At 57.2% G+C, this 15,463-nt stretch carries 18 protein-coding genes, 3 pseudogenes and 1 riboswitch; of the genes and pseudogenes, 15 read left to right on the top strand and 6 right to left on the bottom strand.

Annotation, left to right across the window (positions count from 1 at the left end; translation table 11 throughout):
- Positions 1–5 precede the first annotated feature (5 nt).
- From ACP7E0_RS30395 to ACP7E0_RS30385, 3 genes are read right to left on the bottom strand one after another with little or no spacing between them, the layout of a single operon-like run.
- The gene (locus tag ACP7E0_RS30395) at positions 6–440 is read right to left on the bottom strand and encodes a GtrA family protein (RefSeq protein WP_426130540.1); all 435 of its coding nucleotides are present in this window, start codon (positions 438–440) and stop codon (positions 6–8) included.
- Complete coding sequence (locus ACP7E0_RS30390; RefSeq protein WP_426130539.1) at positions 412–1,113, bottom strand: class I SAM-dependent methyltransferase; 702 nt, start codon at positions 1,111–1,113, stop codon at positions 412–414. The genes ACP7E0_RS30395 and ACP7E0_RS30390 overlap by 29 nt, the downstream gene beginning before the upstream one ends.
- The gene (locus ACP7E0_RS30385; protein ID WP_426130537.1) at positions 1,106–2,125 is read right to left on the bottom strand and encodes a glycosyltransferase family 2 protein; all 1,020 of its coding nucleotides are present in this window, start codon (positions 2,123–2,125) and stop codon (positions 1,106–1,108) included. The genes ACP7E0_RS30390 and ACP7E0_RS30385 overlap by 8 nt, the downstream gene beginning before the upstream one ends.
- A gap of 228 nt (positions 2,126–2,353) precedes the next feature.
- Here ACP7E0_RS30385 and ACP7E0_RS30380 point away from each other — a divergent pair, with 228 nt between their 5' ends.
- The 7 genes from ACP7E0_RS30380 (at position 2,354) to ACP7E0_RS30350 (ending at position 7,619) form a co-directional block, all read left to right on the top strand.
- Positions 2,354–2,497, top strand: coding sequence for a hypothetical protein (locus ACP7E0_RS30380; RefSeq protein WP_426130535.1), 144 nt, complete (start codon positions 2,354–2,356; stop codon positions 2,495–2,497).
- 386 nt (positions 2,498–2,883) lie between these two features.
- The gene (locus ACP7E0_RS30375) at positions 2,884–3,327 is read left to right on the top strand and encodes a helix-turn-helix domain-containing protein (protein ID WP_426130534.1); all 444 of its coding nucleotides are present in this window, start codon (positions 2,884–2,886) and stop codon (positions 3,325–3,327) included.
- A complete protein-coding gene (locus ACP7E0_RS30370; RefSeq protein ID WP_426130532.1) occupies positions 3,324–5,132 on the top strand; it encodes a peptide antibiotic resistance protein in 1,809 nt (602 codons plus the stop codon). Before ACP7E0_RS30375 ends, ACP7E0_RS30370 begins: the two co-directional genes overlap by 4 nt.
- 24 nt (positions 5,133–5,156) lie before the next feature.
- Entirely contained in the window at positions 5,157–5,372 is a 216-nt protein-coding gene (locus ACP7E0_RS30365; protein ID WP_426130531.1) for a hypothetical protein, read from the top strand.
- Positions 5,372–6,556 (top strand): YcaO-like family protein, encoded by a 1,185-nt coding sequence (locus tag ACP7E0_RS30360; protein WP_426130529.1) that lies wholly within the window; start codon positions 5,372–5,374, stop codon positions 6,554–6,556. Before ACP7E0_RS30365 ends, ACP7E0_RS30360 begins: the two co-directional genes overlap by 1 nt.
- 98 nt (positions 6,557–6,654) lie before the next feature.
- Positions 6,655–7,293: a TfuA-like protein gene (locus ACP7E0_RS30355; protein WP_426130528.1), complete on the top strand. Its 639-nt coding sequence runs from the start codon at positions 6,655–6,657 to the stop codon at positions 7,291–7,293.
- A gap of 77 nt (positions 7,294–7,370) precedes the next feature.
- On the top strand, positions 7,371–7,619 hold the full coding sequence (locus tag ACP7E0_RS30350) for a hypothetical protein (protein WP_426130526.1): 249 nt from the start codon (positions 7,371–7,373) through the stop codon (positions 7,617–7,619).
- Between the two features lie 190 nt (positions 7,620–7,809).
- Here the strand turns inward: ACP7E0_RS30350 and ACP7E0_RS30345 are convergent.
- Both ACP7E0_RS30345 and gcvA read right to left on the bottom strand, forming a co-directional pair.
- A pseudogene (locus tag ACP7E0_RS30345) lies at positions 7,810–8,451 on the bottom strand (ornithine cyclodeaminase); the annotation flags it as partial.
- 116 nt (positions 8,452–8,567) lie between these two features.
- Positions 8,568–9,485, bottom strand: a complete 918-nt coding sequence (gene gcvA / locus ACP7E0_RS30340; RefSeq protein WP_426130524.1) for a transcriptional regulator GcvA — start codon at positions 9,483–9,485, stop codon at positions 8,568–8,570.
- A 104-nt stretch (positions 9,486–9,589) separates the two neighbouring features.
- Here gcvA and ACP7E0_RS30335 point away from each other — a divergent pair, with 104 nt between their 5' ends.
- Positions 9,590–10,294: an SDR family oxidoreductase gene (locus tag ACP7E0_RS30335; RefSeq protein WP_426130627.1), complete on the top strand. Its 705-nt coding sequence runs from the start codon at positions 9,590–9,592 to the stop codon at positions 10,292–10,294.
- Between the two features lie 151 nt (positions 10,295–10,445).
- Here the strand turns inward: ACP7E0_RS30335 and ACP7E0_RS30330 are convergent, their stop codons facing one another.
- Positions 10,446–10,757, bottom strand: coding sequence for a zinc-binding dehydrogenase (locus tag ACP7E0_RS30330; protein ID WP_426130523.1), 312 nt, complete (start codon positions 10,755–10,757; stop codon positions 10,446–10,448).
- A 4-nt stretch (positions 10,758–10,761) separates the two neighbouring features.
- Positions 10,762–10,999: riboswitch (cobalamin riboswitch) on the top strand.
- 284 nt (positions 11,000–11,283) lie between these two features.
- Here ACP7E0_RS30330 and ACP7E0_RS30325 point away from each other — a divergent pair.
- From ACP7E0_RS30325 to ACP7E0_RS30295, 7 genes and pseudogenes are all read left to right on the top strand, one after another.
- Positions 11,284–12,276: an ABC transporter substrate-binding protein gene (locus ACP7E0_RS30325; protein ID WP_426130625.1), complete on the top strand. Its 993-nt coding sequence runs from the start codon at positions 11,284–11,286 to the stop codon at positions 12,274–12,276.
- Positions 12,273–13,313 carry a FecCD family ABC transporter permease gene (locus tag ACP7E0_RS30320; protein ID WP_426130522.1) on the top strand — a complete coding sequence of 347 codons (1,041 nt, stop codon included), beginning with the start codon at positions 12,273–12,275 and terminating at the stop codon, positions 13,311–13,313. Before ACP7E0_RS30325 ends, ACP7E0_RS30320 begins: the two co-directional genes overlap by 4 nt.
- Positions 13,310–14,080 (top strand): ABC transporter ATP-binding protein, encoded by a 771-nt coding sequence (locus tag ACP7E0_RS30315; protein ID WP_426130521.1) that lies wholly within the window; start codon positions 13,310–13,312, stop codon positions 14,078–14,080. The genes ACP7E0_RS30320 and ACP7E0_RS30315 overlap by 4 nt, the downstream gene beginning before the upstream one ends.
- Positions 14,077–14,226, top strand: a pseudogene (locus tag ACP7E0_RS30310) (SAM-dependent methyltransferase); the annotation flags it as partial. The gene ACP7E0_RS30315 and the pseudogene ACP7E0_RS30310, both read left to right, overlap by 4 nt.
- Before the next feature lie 38 nt (positions 14,227–14,264).
- Positions 14,265–14,372 (top strand): annotated as a pseudogene (locus ACP7E0_RS30305) (two-component sensor histidine kinase); the annotation flags it as partial.
- Between the two features lie 304 nt (positions 14,373–14,676).
- A complete protein-coding gene (locus tag ACP7E0_RS30300; protein WP_426130519.1) occupies positions 14,677–15,099 on the top strand; it encodes a VOC family protein in 423 nt (140 codons plus the stop codon).
- Positions 15,100–15,157: 58 nt separating this feature from the next.
- Positions 15,158–15,427, top strand: a complete 270-nt coding sequence (locus ACP7E0_RS30295) for an ATP-binding protein (RefSeq protein ID WP_426130517.1) — start codon at positions 15,158–15,160, stop codon at positions 15,425–15,427.
- The last annotated feature ends 36 nt before the right edge of the window (positions 15,428–15,463 follow it).

The following is a 15,463-nucleotide window of genomic DNA, read 5'->3' as shown; positions in this document are numbered from 1 at the left end:
CGGTCTCACAATACACTGTTGTCTGCATTCCCGCGTCCTGGCTCAGAGACGAAAACGAACCATGAACTCGCGAGATAAAAGAGAGCCGAATAGACACCGATGCCGGCCAGATGCACCCAGGGATTGTTGCTGAGGCCGAAGGAAAGGGCGATCAAAACAACCGTCAGATTGGCGCCATAGGCGACGGCAAAACTCGCTGCGTATCGCAGCACGGCGCCTTTGCGCAAGTGTATCGCATCTGAAAATGTCCAGCGGCGATTGAGAACGAAGCCGAGCATCAAGCCCCCGGCATAGCCAAGTATATTGGACAGGATATCGTCGTAGCCCAGCGTGAGCCCGGTGAGTATGATCGTATATCCGAGCGCGGTATTGAGCAGCCCGACAGCCGCGAACCGCAGGAGACGCCCAGTCTCAAGGGTTCGGTTTGACTGCGTGAACAAAATACTGGGCTCCCATCGGAACTTTGGTGAGGTAACGCTCCAGCGGCCGCAGCTTGGCGAGGAACCGGGGGAAAAACAGGCGATAAACGGTCTTTCTCCGGGAAAGACCGGCAACGGCCATCCGGCTGTTCATCTGGTTCGCGTTGATCAGGACAGCATTCTTATCAAAGCTGCAGTTTCGCACCGCATGCAGCGTCAGAGGATTCCAGGGGTTGTGCTCGAACAGAAAGAAGCTTCCGCCCGGTTTCATCACCCGGCCAATCTCACTCAGGAGGCCGGTATGGAGTTCCTCGGGGATATGATGGAAGACGCAGGCCGTAAAAACGAGATCGAAATGGCCATCGGCATAAGGAATGGTCTGGCCGTCAAAGGGCTGGCAATGCGCCTGGCCCGGAAAGCGGTTGCGGGCAATATCGAGCGACTGCGACGACGGGTCCAAAAGGACGATCTCACTTTCGGGAAAGGCCGCGCGCATGGGGCCGAGCGAGTTTCCAACCCCTGCACCGAAGTCGAGTATCAGCAGCGGGTTCTCACCGCGCTTTGCCAAGACCGCCGCGACATCGGCAATCTTGTATTTCGCAAAAAAGGCCGGCGTTTCTCCGCTCAACCGAATGCTGGCGGCGTGTTCCTGTTCGTATTCCGCAGCAAACTTGTCGAATTCAGCCTCAAGCACGCGACGCTCCTCTGGCCATAGCCTGAAGGCGATGCACGTGAGAACCCGCGTCTTCTACGGCGGGATCGCAGCAGACAATCTCATTGACAATATAAAGCGGCCGCCTTTTTGTCTCCATGTACATGCGGCCAAGATATTCACCAAAGATACCCAGCACGAGCAGTTGAACGCTGCCCAGTATCAGGACAATCGCTGCAAGACTCGTCCAGCCGGGTATGACATTGCCATCGATCCACGACACGATGGTGTAGCCCAAGGCCAACAGACCAATCGCGCCGAAGACCATGCCAAGATGGGACGCAAAGCGTAGTGGTACAATCGAAAAGCTGGTCATCGCATCCATTGCCAGCAGGATCATCTTGCGCAGTGGATAATGCGTTGTGCCGGCGAAACGCGCCTGCCGGTGATAGTGAAAGGCGGTCTGCTTCAAACCGATCCAGGTGACCATGCCGCGGATGAAACGGTAGCGCTCCGGCATGGCGTTGAGATGATCGACCGCACGGCGGCTCATCAGCCGGAAATCTCCGGCATCGGCGGCAATATCGATATCGACCATTCGCCTGAGCAGCCGGTAGAACAGCGTTGCGGATGACCTCTTGAAAAGGCTTTCGCCTTCGCGCATCAGCCTCTGGCCGTAGACGACATCGAATCCCTCGTCCATCCGTGTCATCATCGGCCCGAGGAGTTCCGGCGGGTCCTGCAGATCGGCATCCAGAATAAAAACCCTCTGGCCGCGGCAAAGCTCCAGTCCGGCGCTGAGCGCAACCTGGTGACCATAGTTGCGCGAAAGATCGACGGCAACAACGTGGGGATCATGTGTGGCAAGTTCGATAATGGCCTCACGCGTGCCGTCGGTCGCGCCATCAATCACGAGAACGATCTCATAAGACGTGCCAACGTGTGCGTCACAGGCAGCCGTAACGCGCCGGTGCAGTTCTCCCATACCATCCAGTTCATTGTAGCAGGGGATGACCACTGAAAGTGCGATTGCCTGTTTAGTCGCGATATCCATCCGCTTCGGCATCCTGCCGCTCCCCGATATTCACTTGGGTTGTAGGACACAGCGATTAAAAATCCGTTCGTGCCTTGCCGGGAGCGGCCACAGGCGATCAAGGTGGACCGTCATCGGGCGCTGAAGCGGTGGCGTGTTCATCAATGATCTGCAACCGTTGGCAGGCGATTCGAAACGTTCCGTTAACCATTCAGGAGCAGTCTGGATATTCCAACAGGGGAGTCTAATATGCCTGATGCAATTATGGACTTACTGGAGAGTGCGAAAATCTTGAGTGATGCAAATTCGGACTACACATTGTCCTATCTTATCGGGATGGCCATACTGCAAGCACGGGAAACAGCTCCAAAAAAGCAGAAAAAGGCAGCCTGACCGGCCTCGGCCATTACATGGTCCGCCGGCGTTGTTAGGCGAGGGTGGCGCTCGGTGTTTCAGCCAAACTTTCGATGGGTTAGCACGGTCTTTGAGCGGCAGTGCTGCTGAGATCGGACGGCGGATCGAAGAGACGAACTGTCAAGTCATTCTGCCAAGTCATTGCGGCCGGCAGTGGTGCGGGTTCGACATGCCCGTTTTCGATCCCGCGTCTGTCTCACGGATGTCGGCTTTGTGAGCCGTGCCGAAAAGTATCACGTTTATGCGGTCTTCGCCCATTATCGAGGGTGCTGGATACCAAGCGTGTGTTGCATTTTTCAGAGAAATTGTCATTCTAATTGAGATCAACGCATGATTGAGCCGGAACATCTACTGGAGTATGGCACTTGGTAAAGAACGCACCTCACCAAATCGATATTCATGTCGGCAATCGTTTGAGGTCGCGCCGCCTTGTGCTGGGGTTGAGCCAGGAAAAGCTTGGCGCCCGCCTGGGCATTACCTTCCAGCAGATTCAAAAGTATGAAAAGGGCACGAACCGTATCAGTGCCAGCAAATTGATGGTGGCTGCAGGCGTGCTCAGTGTGCCGGTGAGCTACTTTTTCGAAGATCAGCCGGTCTCCGAGCCGGACGGGCTTGCCCGCGAAGTCGACGAGATGGGGACGTTCCTTCTTTCGCGCGACGGCATCACCCTCAATCACGCCTTCACGTCGATCAAGGACAAGCGGGTCCGTCAAAGCATCGTTACGCTTGCAAAAGCTCTGGCTGACTCGGATGATTTCGTCAGTCACGCCGCCGATCCGGAGCATGATTTGCCTGCAACGCCGCGATGAATCCTATGTTGCTGCAGACGTTCGGTGGGTTACGCCTGCTTGATGCTGCAGGGCGCGAGTGCAAATTTCCTCGAAAGGGGCTCTTGCTGGTGGCGTATCTCGCCATCGGCACATCTGCGGAGATCAGCCGCGACGAAGCAGCCGAATTTCTGTGGGGCAACGACGATCGTGCACTTGCCTTTACCAATCTCAGAAAGCTGATTTCCCGCTTGCGCGCTGCTGATAGTGCGCTTCTGAGGTTTTCGGCATCCCACCTTTCTCTTAATCGTGCCCATCTCGTGTGTGACACGGATATACTGGAGACGACCGGTGCGGCTGCGCCACTGTCGGCTCTTGTCGATCTGATGAGCCGGACATTTCTTCCGGAACTGGACGAGGCTGAAGGATCCGCCAGCCGCTGGTTGAAAGAGCAGCGTCAGAGACAGCTTGAAATTCTGCGTGCCCGGCTGCTTGAAACATCATCGGATGTGTCAACGGCCGTTGAGATTGCTGCGTCACGGCAGGCGGCTTTCTTTCTTCTGGAACGCTTGCCCGACGATCAACAAGTCCGCGACACACTGTCGATGGGCCCACGTCTAACAGTGATCGAACGACCGGTGGAGCGGGAAAATGAACTGGTGCCGCCGGCCAGGTCAGGTGCCGAAAATCCATTGCATCTGTCGAAACTTCCGCGCGTGGCACTTTTGCCGCCTGTTGGAATACATTCCGCAAACTTGGATATTCCGACAGCCAGTGCCCTGATTGACGATGTTGCCATCGCACTTTGTACGCTCCGCGGCCTGTCGATAGTCGCGCCCTATACGGCAGAGCGTATCCGGGCCAGCGACGACAAACTCTTCCTGCTGGAGCAGTACGATATTTCCTATGTGGTGGATACGAAGCTGACCGGCGACGGTCTCTATGTTCAGATCATCTTCGTCCCATCTGACAATGTGATTTACGCGGAGCGTTTTGATATCGCCCGGGGGCTACTTTCATCCCATCGCAAGGCACTGGCGGAGATGGTGACGGACCGGATCCTTTCTGAGTTGAAGCGCAACGAGCGCGCCCTTGTCGATTACGAATTCCATCCCGGCGCCTATCAGCGGTATCTCGCTGGCGTGCAGCAGATGAGCAGGCTGACCCTGCCTTCGGTGCGCGGTGCTCGAAAGGCATTTCGCGAAGCCTTGCAGCACAATGCCGATTTCTCCCACGCATTTAGCGGCATCGCCAAAACCTATTCCATCGAATGGGTTTTGACCGCGCGCGGAGATCCGGATCTGCTTCGCAAAGCAGAGAACAGTGCGCGCTTGGCAATCGAACGTAATCCCGACATCGCCTATGGCTATAAAGAGCTCGGCATGGCCAAGCTTTATCTGGGCAAAATTGACGAAAGCATTGAGGCGCTTGCCCGCGCGGAAGAACTCAGTCCGCATTATGCCGATGCCGTCTATAGTTTCGCCGATACGCTCGTTCACGCGTCGCGTCCCAAGGAAGGCCTTGAAAAGATCGAGCGGGCCATCTCGCTCAACCCGCTTGGACCGGATGAATATTTCTGGTGCGCTGCCGGTGCGAGTTATTTCGTCGGTTCGTTCGACAAGGCTGTTTCGCGAATCCAGAATATGTCCAACCAGGCATCCGCCTACAGGCTGCTGGCCGCGAGCTGCGCCATGCTTGGCGATACCAAGCGCGCCAACCATTATCGCCGAAAGGACAGGGAGGCCAATCCTCAGTTTGACCTGCAGAAATGGCTAGAAGTGGTGCCGATCAAGGAGCACTGGCAAAAAGAAATGTATCGGGAGGGCCTGTTGAAGGCCGGATACTGAGAGTTCAACAAAAGGAGAGGTGAAATGTCGAAGGTGGTTGTTATCGGTTTTCCGGGAGACCCAAAACTCTATATCGCCGACGTGGCCGCTGGGACACTTGCACCGCTCACCAATGTCACGGGATCGCTCGCTGCTGCAAGCCAACTGCGTGCCTCCGGCGGTGTTGTCATCAAGGATGTCGATTTTGCTGTGGCAGTATCGTCCGCCGCTTCCGTATCGGCCGGTCTCTTCGACACCTGATGTTGGAGAAAACGGAATGGCAGGATAGGGCGTGCGGCCCGGCAGAGACTTACGATAGGGTCTCATCCTTCCTTCCAGAATTCGGCATTACCCGTGTGGCGCGCCACACGGGTCTTGACCGGGTCGGTATTCCTGTCTGGTGCGCCTACGCTCCCAATGCGAAATCAATCGTTGTTGCACAGGGAAAAGGCCTGACTGACGAAGACGCACGGATATCTGCGGTCATGGAGGCACTGGAGCGCGTCGTTGCATCCCAACCGTATTGCGATGTTACGTGTGCTTCCGCTGGTTCCCTCAGGGCCAGCGGAAAGCGCGTTGATGCACTCCCCTGCCTGATCGCCACCGGTCAGTCGGCCATCCGTGAGGAAGAGGATATCCCCTGGATTGCCGGCCGTGATCTTCTGACTGGGGAAACGGTCTACGTACCGTTTGAAGCCGCAACTCTCGATCGCACGGTGAGGGCACGCAGATACTGGCAATCATCCGATGGCCTGGCATCGGGAAACACGCTGGACGAAGCGATATTCCACGGCCTGAATGAACGGATCGAGCGGGATGCCTATGTCCTGTGGCAGGTGTCCAGCATCAGGGCCCGGCAGGCGTCGTGTTTTGACCCCAAATCTCTTGGCTGCCGGGAAATATCATCACTGACCGCCCGTATCGAGAAAGCCGGGCTTGTATTGCGCATGTTCGACATGACCAGTGATGTCAGCGTTCCCTCATTCACGGCCCTTGTAGCGCCCAGCGAAGTCTTGTCCTCACAGCGCCCGCGGTTTGTCGATGTGAACTATGGGGCCGGGACACATCCTTCCACTCGAGGGGCCATAATTCGGGCGATAACCGAAGCAGCCCAATCGCGCATGACCTATATCAGCGGCGCTCGGGACGACATCTATTCGTCGGTTTACCGCCAGACGTTGGCCGAGGAGACGCGCAGCCTGCTGAGTGCGGATCAGAGAACGCTTCATTTGCAGAATTTTGCCGATCTGGCGGGGGACAGTCTCAGCGAAACTATCGAGGTGTTCAGGGAAAAGGGGTTGGGGCCGGTCATCGCCGTGTCCCTATCCGATCCCTCCTGGCCATTTGCTGTGGCAAAAGTGTTGGCACCGGCGCTGGAAAACCCGGAAGGTGCCCGCGCACAACGGTACGGCTCCAGAGCGCTCGCCAGGGGATCGTTCGGATGAAAATCCTTCACGTTGGCCCAACGCTGCCGAATGCGCATCAATGGGCAGGCGATATTCTTGTCCGCGACCCGGCTGTGCAGGGGGATATCTTCCAGTCGGTGGAGGATGGCGCCACCGTCATTGGAATTGTGGATGGCGATTTTGAATATACCGCGCCGGTATGGCACAAGGAAATCCTCTTTGCGCTAAGCGCTGGTGTGACTGTACTCGGGGCAGCGAGCATGGGGGCGTTGAGAGCCGCTGAATGCCACGCATTCGGTATGATCGGCGTCGGCAAGATTTTCCACGAATATGCAACGGGAATCCGCGTCGACGATTCCGATGTGGCGCAGTTGCACGGACCGGCCGAGCTGGGTTGGCTGCCACTGAGCGAGCCGTTGGTCAACGTTTCCGCGACAATCGATGCGCTGGCGGAACACCATGTTGTCAGCGGCCAAGAAGCCTGCCAGCTGAATGCGATCGCCACCTCAATCTTTTTCAAAGATCGGACATGGCGGTCAATCATCGCGCTTGCCGACTTTATCGATGCGAGCAGGACGCCTGCCATTAGACAGGCGCTGAGGGCATTTTCGATCAACCAGAAGCGCGCCGATGCGCTCGAATTGTTGAAAGTCATGGCACATTGCAGCGGTGTTCGGGCCGCAGCTGAAACCGGTTGGCGGTTCCAGCGGACTACCCTTTGGAACGAAATGGTGAAACAACACTCCACGGCGAAAGTGCCGGGCGAACTATCTTGAGCTGTGTCACGCTTGTGTCACGCGCGGTTTCCGGTGGTTGCAGTTACTATTGCTGCACGATCATTGCGGAGCTAGAAATGACAGCAGCATTTGCCACTATACCGTTCAGCGGCCGGGACAACTCCGCCGAGGGCGAGATCGAGGAATTCCACGCTATTACGCGGCTTATCGTCTTTGCAAGGGAGAGCGCCGCTCTGCTCGATGCCGATCAAACTGTTTATTGCCTGGACCTGGCACTTGAGCAGATTGAAACGGAACTACGCCATCGCGCCGACAATTCGTCAGAGATGACGCCATATTTTAAGGATGGCATCAACAGGCAGTAAGCCGGAAAGAGCGGACACGATTCCAGGGTCGGGTTTCGCGCGGACAGGTTTTCCATCTAGTGAAAAAATAAAAGGAACCCGAACTGGTTGCGGGTTCCTTTTTTGTCGTGGCATTTGGGTGAAGCGATGAGACGCTCCCTCAGCCTAGATGGATGTGGTGAACAGCGGCGCGCAAGTGTTTCGTCCCGCCCTATATTTTCTCGGATCGCTGCAGCATGCCGAAAAGGTCACGCGGCTCGTCGGGATCGGCGATCATGTCGAGGTCCTGGTACAAGCCCGTTCCAGCCAATTTGCCCCTGACATAACGGAGCGCCGAAAAATCCTCGATGGCAAACCCGACGCTATCGAAAAGTGTGATCTGCCTGGCATCCCGGCGGCCGGTAGCCTGGCCGGTGACCACCTTCCACATCTCCGTGACAGGATATTCCGGCGGCATTTGCTGGATCTCCCCCTCGATACGCGTCTGAGCGGTATATTCGACAAAAGTGTCGGCGCGCTGCAGGATGTCGTGATGTAGCTCGGTCTTGCCGGGGCAATCGCCACCGACGGCGTTGATGTGGATGCCGGCGCCGATCATGTTATCGGTTAGGATCGTGGCGAGCTGCTTGTCGGCCGTGCAGGTGGTAATAATACCGGCGCCCTCAATCGCGGCTTGCGATGAGGTGCAGGCGGTCACCTTCAAACCGGAGTGGGAAAGGTTACGGGTGGTCTTTGCGGTTGCCATCGGATCGATGTCATAGAGTTGCACATGGTCGATGCCGCAGACCGCCTTGAAGGCCAGAGCCTGAAATTCCGCCTGGGCACCATTGCCGATGATCGCCATGGTGCGCGCCTATAGCCGTACCGAACGATGCTTGAGCGGTGGCTTCAATGCAATCTGAAAGCGACGATATCATCCCAATCCGGTATTGTGGCCGTCTTCATCTCCCTCTTCCTTTGTCGGCTGGGTCAAACCGGCAGGTTCCGGCGCGGCGAGGCGTTTTGTGTTAGAAGCCAATCACGCATGCATTTGACGTTGTCAGAATTGCGTGGCATGCGCGGATATACCAGATAGAATCCAAGTTCGTCAGCCATGTTCACATCGAAGGGACTGCACAAGCGGCCGCTCGCAAGATCGTCCTCGATCAAGGGTTCGCTCGCCAACGCAATACCCTGTCCGGCAACAGCGGCATCAATCGCCAGGGAGGCATAAGAAAACTTCACCGACTTCAGGGTGTTTACGTCCGTGGGGACGCCGGCGTGCTCCAGAAATACCGGCCACATGCCATGTGCGTCATGCAAAAGGACATGCTGCGGTAAATCCTGAACTGTCCCGAGTGGTTTTCCTGCTGCTTTGAGGGACGGACTGCATACCGCAAAAAGTTTTACTGGAAACAGCAGGTCACCCTGCAAACCCGCTCCAAAGGGCGGTTTCGTTTGGCGAACGGCGATATCAACACCATCACTTTGAAAGTTTGCCAGATTGTTTGTTGCCAGCACCTGAACTTCAATGTCAGGGTTGGCCTCGGAGAAGCGGCCAAGACGTGGAATGAGCCATTTCGTTGCGAAAGAATGTGTCACACTGATTGTGATGACTGTGTTCTGGGGTTTCAATTCTTGCGTCGCATCGGCAATCATCGATAGTGCACGTTGAACTGGCTTGAGGTAGCGCTGTCCGGCCTCGGTCAAAGCGAGTGTCCGGGGAAGCCGGTCGAACAGCTTAACGCCGAGCGAATCCTCAAGCGCCCGCACCTGCTGGGCGACGGCACCTTGAGTGACGCAAAGCTCTTCTGAAGCGACCCGAAAATTCAAATGCCGCGCAGCGCTCTCAAACATCCGAAGCGCATTGAGAGGTGGGTAACGGTAAGGTCCGCGTGCGCCAAGCATTCAATAGTTTTCCTACAGGCAGGACTATATCTTTCTGCTTAGTCTTCTGCTTCCTCCTGTGTCAACTTACCGGAATCGGCATAGCGCTTTTGAAGGGACATCAAATGGCAAATGAAAAGATCGCGGTCATCACGGCGGGCGGTAGCGGCATGGGGGCTGAAGCCGCCCGTAAGCTCGCTACGGACGGTTACAAAGTGGCAATTCTGTCGTCGTCCGGTAAAGGCGAAAAACTCGCAGCCGAACTGGGAGGCGTCGGCATAACCGGATCCAATCAATCTAATGAAGATTTGAAGAGACTGGTTGATTTGGCCATCTCCAACTGGGGCCGTATTGATGTGCTCGTCAACAGCGCGGGCCACGGTCGCCGCGCACCGATCCTCGATATATCCGATGACGATTGGCACAAGGGCTTGGACACCTACCTGCTCAACGTTGTCCGCGCGGTTCGGCTCGTCACACCGGTCATGCAGAAACAGCAATCCGGCTCCATCATCAACATCTCGACCGCATGGGCGTTCGAGCCATCCGAAATGTTCCCCACATCGGCCGTATTCCGGGCCGGTCTTGCCGCCTACACGAAGATTTTCGCGGACACCTACGCCAAGGACAATATCAGGATCAACAACGTCCTTCCGGGATGGATCGACAGCCTGCCCGCGACGGACGCGCGACGGAATAATGTGCCGATGCAGCGATACGGCAAGAGCGAGGAAATTGCGGCAACGATCGCATTCCTGGCCTCGGATGGGGCAGGGTATATCACCGGGCAGAATATTCGTGTCGACGGTGGCCTCACACGGTCCGTCTAAATCAACCCCATCGACACGAATGGATTTCGGCAAGTCATTCGACAATTCACGAAAATGGCTGTTCTCAACGCTGAGAACAGCCATTTTCACTGATACCGGCCGCAAAAGGCAGAAGGCACCGGAAAGCGTGCGGGCATTGGCAACAGCTGTCTCAGCTCTCCGCGACGCAAAGAAGTATCTTCCCGATCGCGGATCTCTCCTGCAGCAGACGATGAGCCGACGCGCCTTCTGACAGAGGAAAGACCGCAGCGATTTCGACCGAGAGTTTGCCAGAGCCGATCAGGGAAAAGAGCTTTGAAGATCGCTCTATCCTGTCCTCCCGGGTCCTGAGTACGTCCACCAATCGCCGCCGACTATCGGCTTGGATTGGAACCCCAATTGCACGCCTTGATTGCGGACGCTCACCAACAGTCCTGAGAAATGTCCTGGCCGCCAACAAACGAATTCTTGACGGCGAGATCATGCGTCCTCTAAGTGATCGGGACGGTTTCCGGAGGGATGACTCCCGACGGGATTAATAGGGAACACGGTGCGGATGACCTATATGGGGCCAAAACCGTGGCTGCCCCCGCAACTGTAAGCGGATTGCCGATATATCCTTGTGACCTCCTTCGGGATGGTCATGCCACTGTACCGAGGTGCGGGAAGGCAGATATTCGGTGCACATTCGCGAGCCAGGAGACCTGCCGTCAAAACAGTGTCCACCATCCCGGACGGGGTTGTCCGGAGAGGAGCATGAGATGACGATTTTCGACGTTTCCATTGGCGTAGCGCCTTCAATTTCCCTCCCCCGCGTAGCACACCGGCATTGTTAGTTCTCTGCGGCGCATGAGCCGTGACCGCATGTGTCTTGCATGTTTTGCCGTTTGCTCTGCCGCATGCCGGCTACCTTTTCACCTATCGCTGGTCAGGCCCGGACGGGCACTTGCCAGACTCTTAATACGAGGATCTTCATGAATCGCTACGTTTCGCGCGCTGTCTTGTTTTCTATGGCGGCGCTTTCGGCAGCCGCCCTTGCCCCGCAATCCAATGCCGCATCGACCACCTATCCGCTGACGATTACCAATTGCGGCCAACCGGTCACCTTTGAAAAGGCGCCAGGAAAGACGGTTTCCATCGGTCAGGGCATGACCGAAATCCTCTATTCGCTCGGGCTTGCCGACAAAATCGTCGGAACGGCCGTCTGGGTTGGGCCGGTATTGCCGGCCTATGCGGCGGTCAACAAATCGATCAAGCGCTTGGCCGACAATGATCCAAGCTTCGAATCCGTCGCCGGCCAGGAGCCGGATCTGGTCGCAGCCGAGTTCGAATGGCATGTCGGCACGCAAGGATCTGTCGGCAAGCGCGAGCAGTTTGCAGAGCTGGGTATCAAGACCTATGTTTCTCCCGCCGATTGCGTGGCCAAGGTCAACACCGATGGCGGCGACGGCGTGCGCAAGGAACTCTTCACGATGGGCCTGATCTATCATGAAATCAGTGAGTTAGCGCAGATCTTTGATATTCAGGATCGCGGCGATGCATTGATCGCCACCTTGAAAAAGCGCGAGGCTGATGCGGTTGCATCGCTTGGCGGATCGAGCAAAGACCTGCCGATCGCGTTCTGGTTCTCCAGCAAGGAAGTGCAAGGCGATGCCTTTATCGCCGGCAAGAACAGCGCGCCGGCCTATATCCTGAAGACGCTTGGCGCAAAGAATGTCGTCACCACCGAAGAGGAGTGGCCGCTGGTGGGCTGGGAAACGATCGCCCAGGCCAATCCTGCGGTGATCGTCATTGCGACGATGGATCGCCGCCGGTATTCGGCTGACGATCCGAAGGTCAAGATCGACTTCCTCGAAAAGGATCCGGTTACCAGCCAGCTTGACGCCGTCAAGAACAAGCATTTCGTCGAGATGGACGCGCAGTCGATGAACCCGACCATTCGAACGATCGACGGTCTTGAAATTCTTGCTGCCGGCATCAAGTCGTTCGGTCTGGCGAAATGAGCCAAGGTCTGATGACCCGGCAGGGATGGGGAGCGCTTGCCGCGCTCTGCATTCTTTCCATCCTTGTGTTGGGTTTTGCCGTCAGCCTTGCGGTGTCAATCGGTGAAATCTCCATTCCGATCGGTACGACTGTCAAAGCAGTCGGCAACCGCCTGTTCGGAACCGGGTTCGAGCTGAGCCGCATTCATGAGGGCATCATCTGGGACTACCGTCTGAGCCGGGCGCTGGTTGCGGCGAGTTCGGGCGTTGCGCTAGCGCTTTCTGGCGCGATCCTGCAGGCCCTGCTGCGCAATCCGCTGGCGGAGCCATACGTTCTGGGGGTTTCCGCCGGTGCATCGACAGGCGCCGTTGCGGTGATGATCCTCGGTCTTGGTTATGGTGTTTTAACATTGTCTGCCGGGGCGTTTATCGGTGCGGTGATTGCTTTTCTATTCGTGTCTCTGCTCGCCACCGGGGCAGGGGGAGGGGCTGACCGGATCATTCTTGCCGGGGTGGCGGGGTCACAGCTGTTCAACGCACTGACCTCCTATATCGTCACCACGTCAGCCAATGCCGAACAGGCGCGCGGCGTGATGTTCTGGCTGCTTGGCAGTCTTTCCGGTGTGCGCTGGCCCGATGTCTACCTGGCAGGACCGGTGGCGATCATGGGCTTTGTGCTGTGCATGTTCTATGCGCGCGCGCTCGACGCGTTTACGTTCGGCACCGATGCTGCCGCAGCACTCGGCATTCCTGTTGCCCGGGTCCGCATTGTCCTTCTGGGTGTCACGGCACTTTTGACTGCAACCATGGTCAGCATTGTCGGCTCGATCGGCTTTGTCGGCCTCGTCATCCCCCACGCAGCGCGCTTCCTGGTCGGACCGGGTCATATTCGCCTTCTGCCCGCAACAGCAATGATCGGCGCCATCTTCATGGTCGTGGCGGATATCGTTTCGCGGATCATCATCCCGCAGCAAATCTTGCCCATCGGGGTCGTGACTGCCCTGTTCGGCGCCCCCGCATTTGCCTTGATCCTTTGCAAGGCGAGGAGACCCGTATGAGCATTTCGGTCCAAGATGTGCACTGGGCGACGGCCGGCGTCCTTGTCGTCGACGGCATCAGTCTGGACGTCTCTCCGGGTCGCACACTCGGTCTTCTCGGCCCGAACGGGTCTGGGAAATCCAGCCTGCTTCGTTTGATATGCCGGTTGCGGAAGGTTCGCAGCGGCGTGATTTCCCTTGGGGATGTCGATATCGGCTCGATGAGCCGGCTGGATATCGCCAGGCGGATCGCCTTTGTCGAACAGCAGGCGACGACGGAGGCGCAGGTTACCGTTCTTGAAGTTGTCAGGCTTGGCCGCACGCCGCATCGGGGGGCGCTGAGCCCCTGGAGCAGTACCGACGATCATGCTGTCAACGATGCCCTCGCTCATGTCGGAATGGCGCACAAAGCGGGTCAACTGTGGCACACCCTCTCGGGCGGCGAGCGCCAGCGGGTGCACATCGCCCGAGCACTCGCGCAGACACCGAGCGAGCTTCTGCTCGACGAGCCGACCAATCATCTGGATATCCAGCACCAACTCGAAATCCTATCACTGGTGACGAAACTGCCGATCACCAGCATCATCGCGCTGCATGATCTCAATCTGGCATCGATGTTTTGCGATACGATCGCCGTTCTCAGCCGCGGGCAAGTCGTGGCCGCTGGCGCGCCGGAGGATGTCCTGACGGAGGAGTTGATTTCCGAGGTCTTCGGGGTGCGGGCCTTTGTCGAGCGCTCGCCGCATCATGGCCGCCATCATATCCAGTTTCTCGGCAGCAATGCATGACGCAGACCAATTTCAATCTGAAGGAAGAAATCCGCGACTATTGGTCGAGGCGCTCCGAAACATTCGACCTGGCCTTTGGGCACAGGATTCCGCACGGGCCGGAATTCGACGCTTGGCAAAAGCCAATTCGCGATCATCTCGGCAGCAATTGCGCTCACACATCGACGCAAATTGCCACGACGAACTGGCGACCAGTCTTGAGCGGATGGAAGGCCGGCTGCAATTCAACAATATGGCCGTGGCACATGAATTGCGCACACCGTTGACCATTCTCAGAGGATCGATCCAGGGAAGGATGGCGTTTTCGTGAGTGACAGCGCTTCTCTAATCGGCGTGGTTAGGTCAAGCTCTGTTCAAGCTCGTTCCAGGACTGCACGTTTCATACCGTCCGCTCTCGGGCGACATGCCGATCGAGCTGCCGCCCGGTTGCTTGCACTCCACCGAGAAATGTTGCAGCATTATCGCGTCTGAAACAGGTTAGGTCGGTGCGGTTGGCCCGGCCCCCGCGAGAGCGGGTCCTTCCGTCGTTGCGGTGACGGCCCAAGACCTTGAACATTCGATGCAATGTTGCACGGATGAACCAAAGGGCTTGGAATATGCAGCAACAGATTTCTGTCATCACGCTCGGCGTAGCGTCGCTTGTACGATCACGGCAGTTCTACGTCGGCGGCTTCGGTTGGGCTCCCATCTTCGAGAATGACGACATCCTTTTCTACCAGATGAATGGGCTCATGCTGGGAACCTGGCTGAATCCAGGTCTCGACAACGATATGCGGCGGCTAAACCAGCCGGTTCCTTCGCCGTTCTGTCTCGGTCACAACGTTGCGGATCAGTCTGATGTCGATGTGGTCATTCAACGTCTCGTCGAAGCGGGAGGGACGCTTCTCCGTAAGGGCGACGCTCCGCCGCATGGTGGTTTCCGCGGCTATGTCGGCGATCCAGATGGACACGCCTGGGAGATCGCTTGGAACCCATCATGGACGATCGACGAACGTGGCCTCGTGACCTTCGGCGTCTAAGAATATCTCACCTATCCAAGCGGATACCGACACTCGAAAGCGACAGCTTTGGGCAAACTTGCCCAAAGCCATATTCGCCTCCAAAGGGTCGGGAGGCGACGCTCAGCAGCCAAGTGCTACGATAGACCTGTTCTGGCGGGGAGAACCCTCCCGGTCGCGTTCAAGCGGTGGCACAGGTTTTGGTCTTTCCATGATCAAGGCAATTGCGGTCGCCCATGGCGGGAGGCTCGAGATTGGGAGGTCTCCTGCGGGCGGGGCGATTGCATCGCTCACCGTTCCGGCCGCAACGGCGTTGTGCGATAACGAGGCGGTTCATTGCGGGTCTTGAATGCGCCGAGCCTTTGACTGCGACCGGTTCGACACT

The sequence above is a fragment of the Pararhizobium sp. PWRC1-1 genome (genome assembly GCF_049897905.1).
Taxonomy (GTDB): Bacteria; Pseudomonadota; Alphaproteobacteria; order Rhizobiales; family Rhizobiaceae; genus Pararhizobium.
Note: the sequence above shows the minus strand (reverse complement) of the source record. Positions and strands in the feature narration are given on the sequence as shown.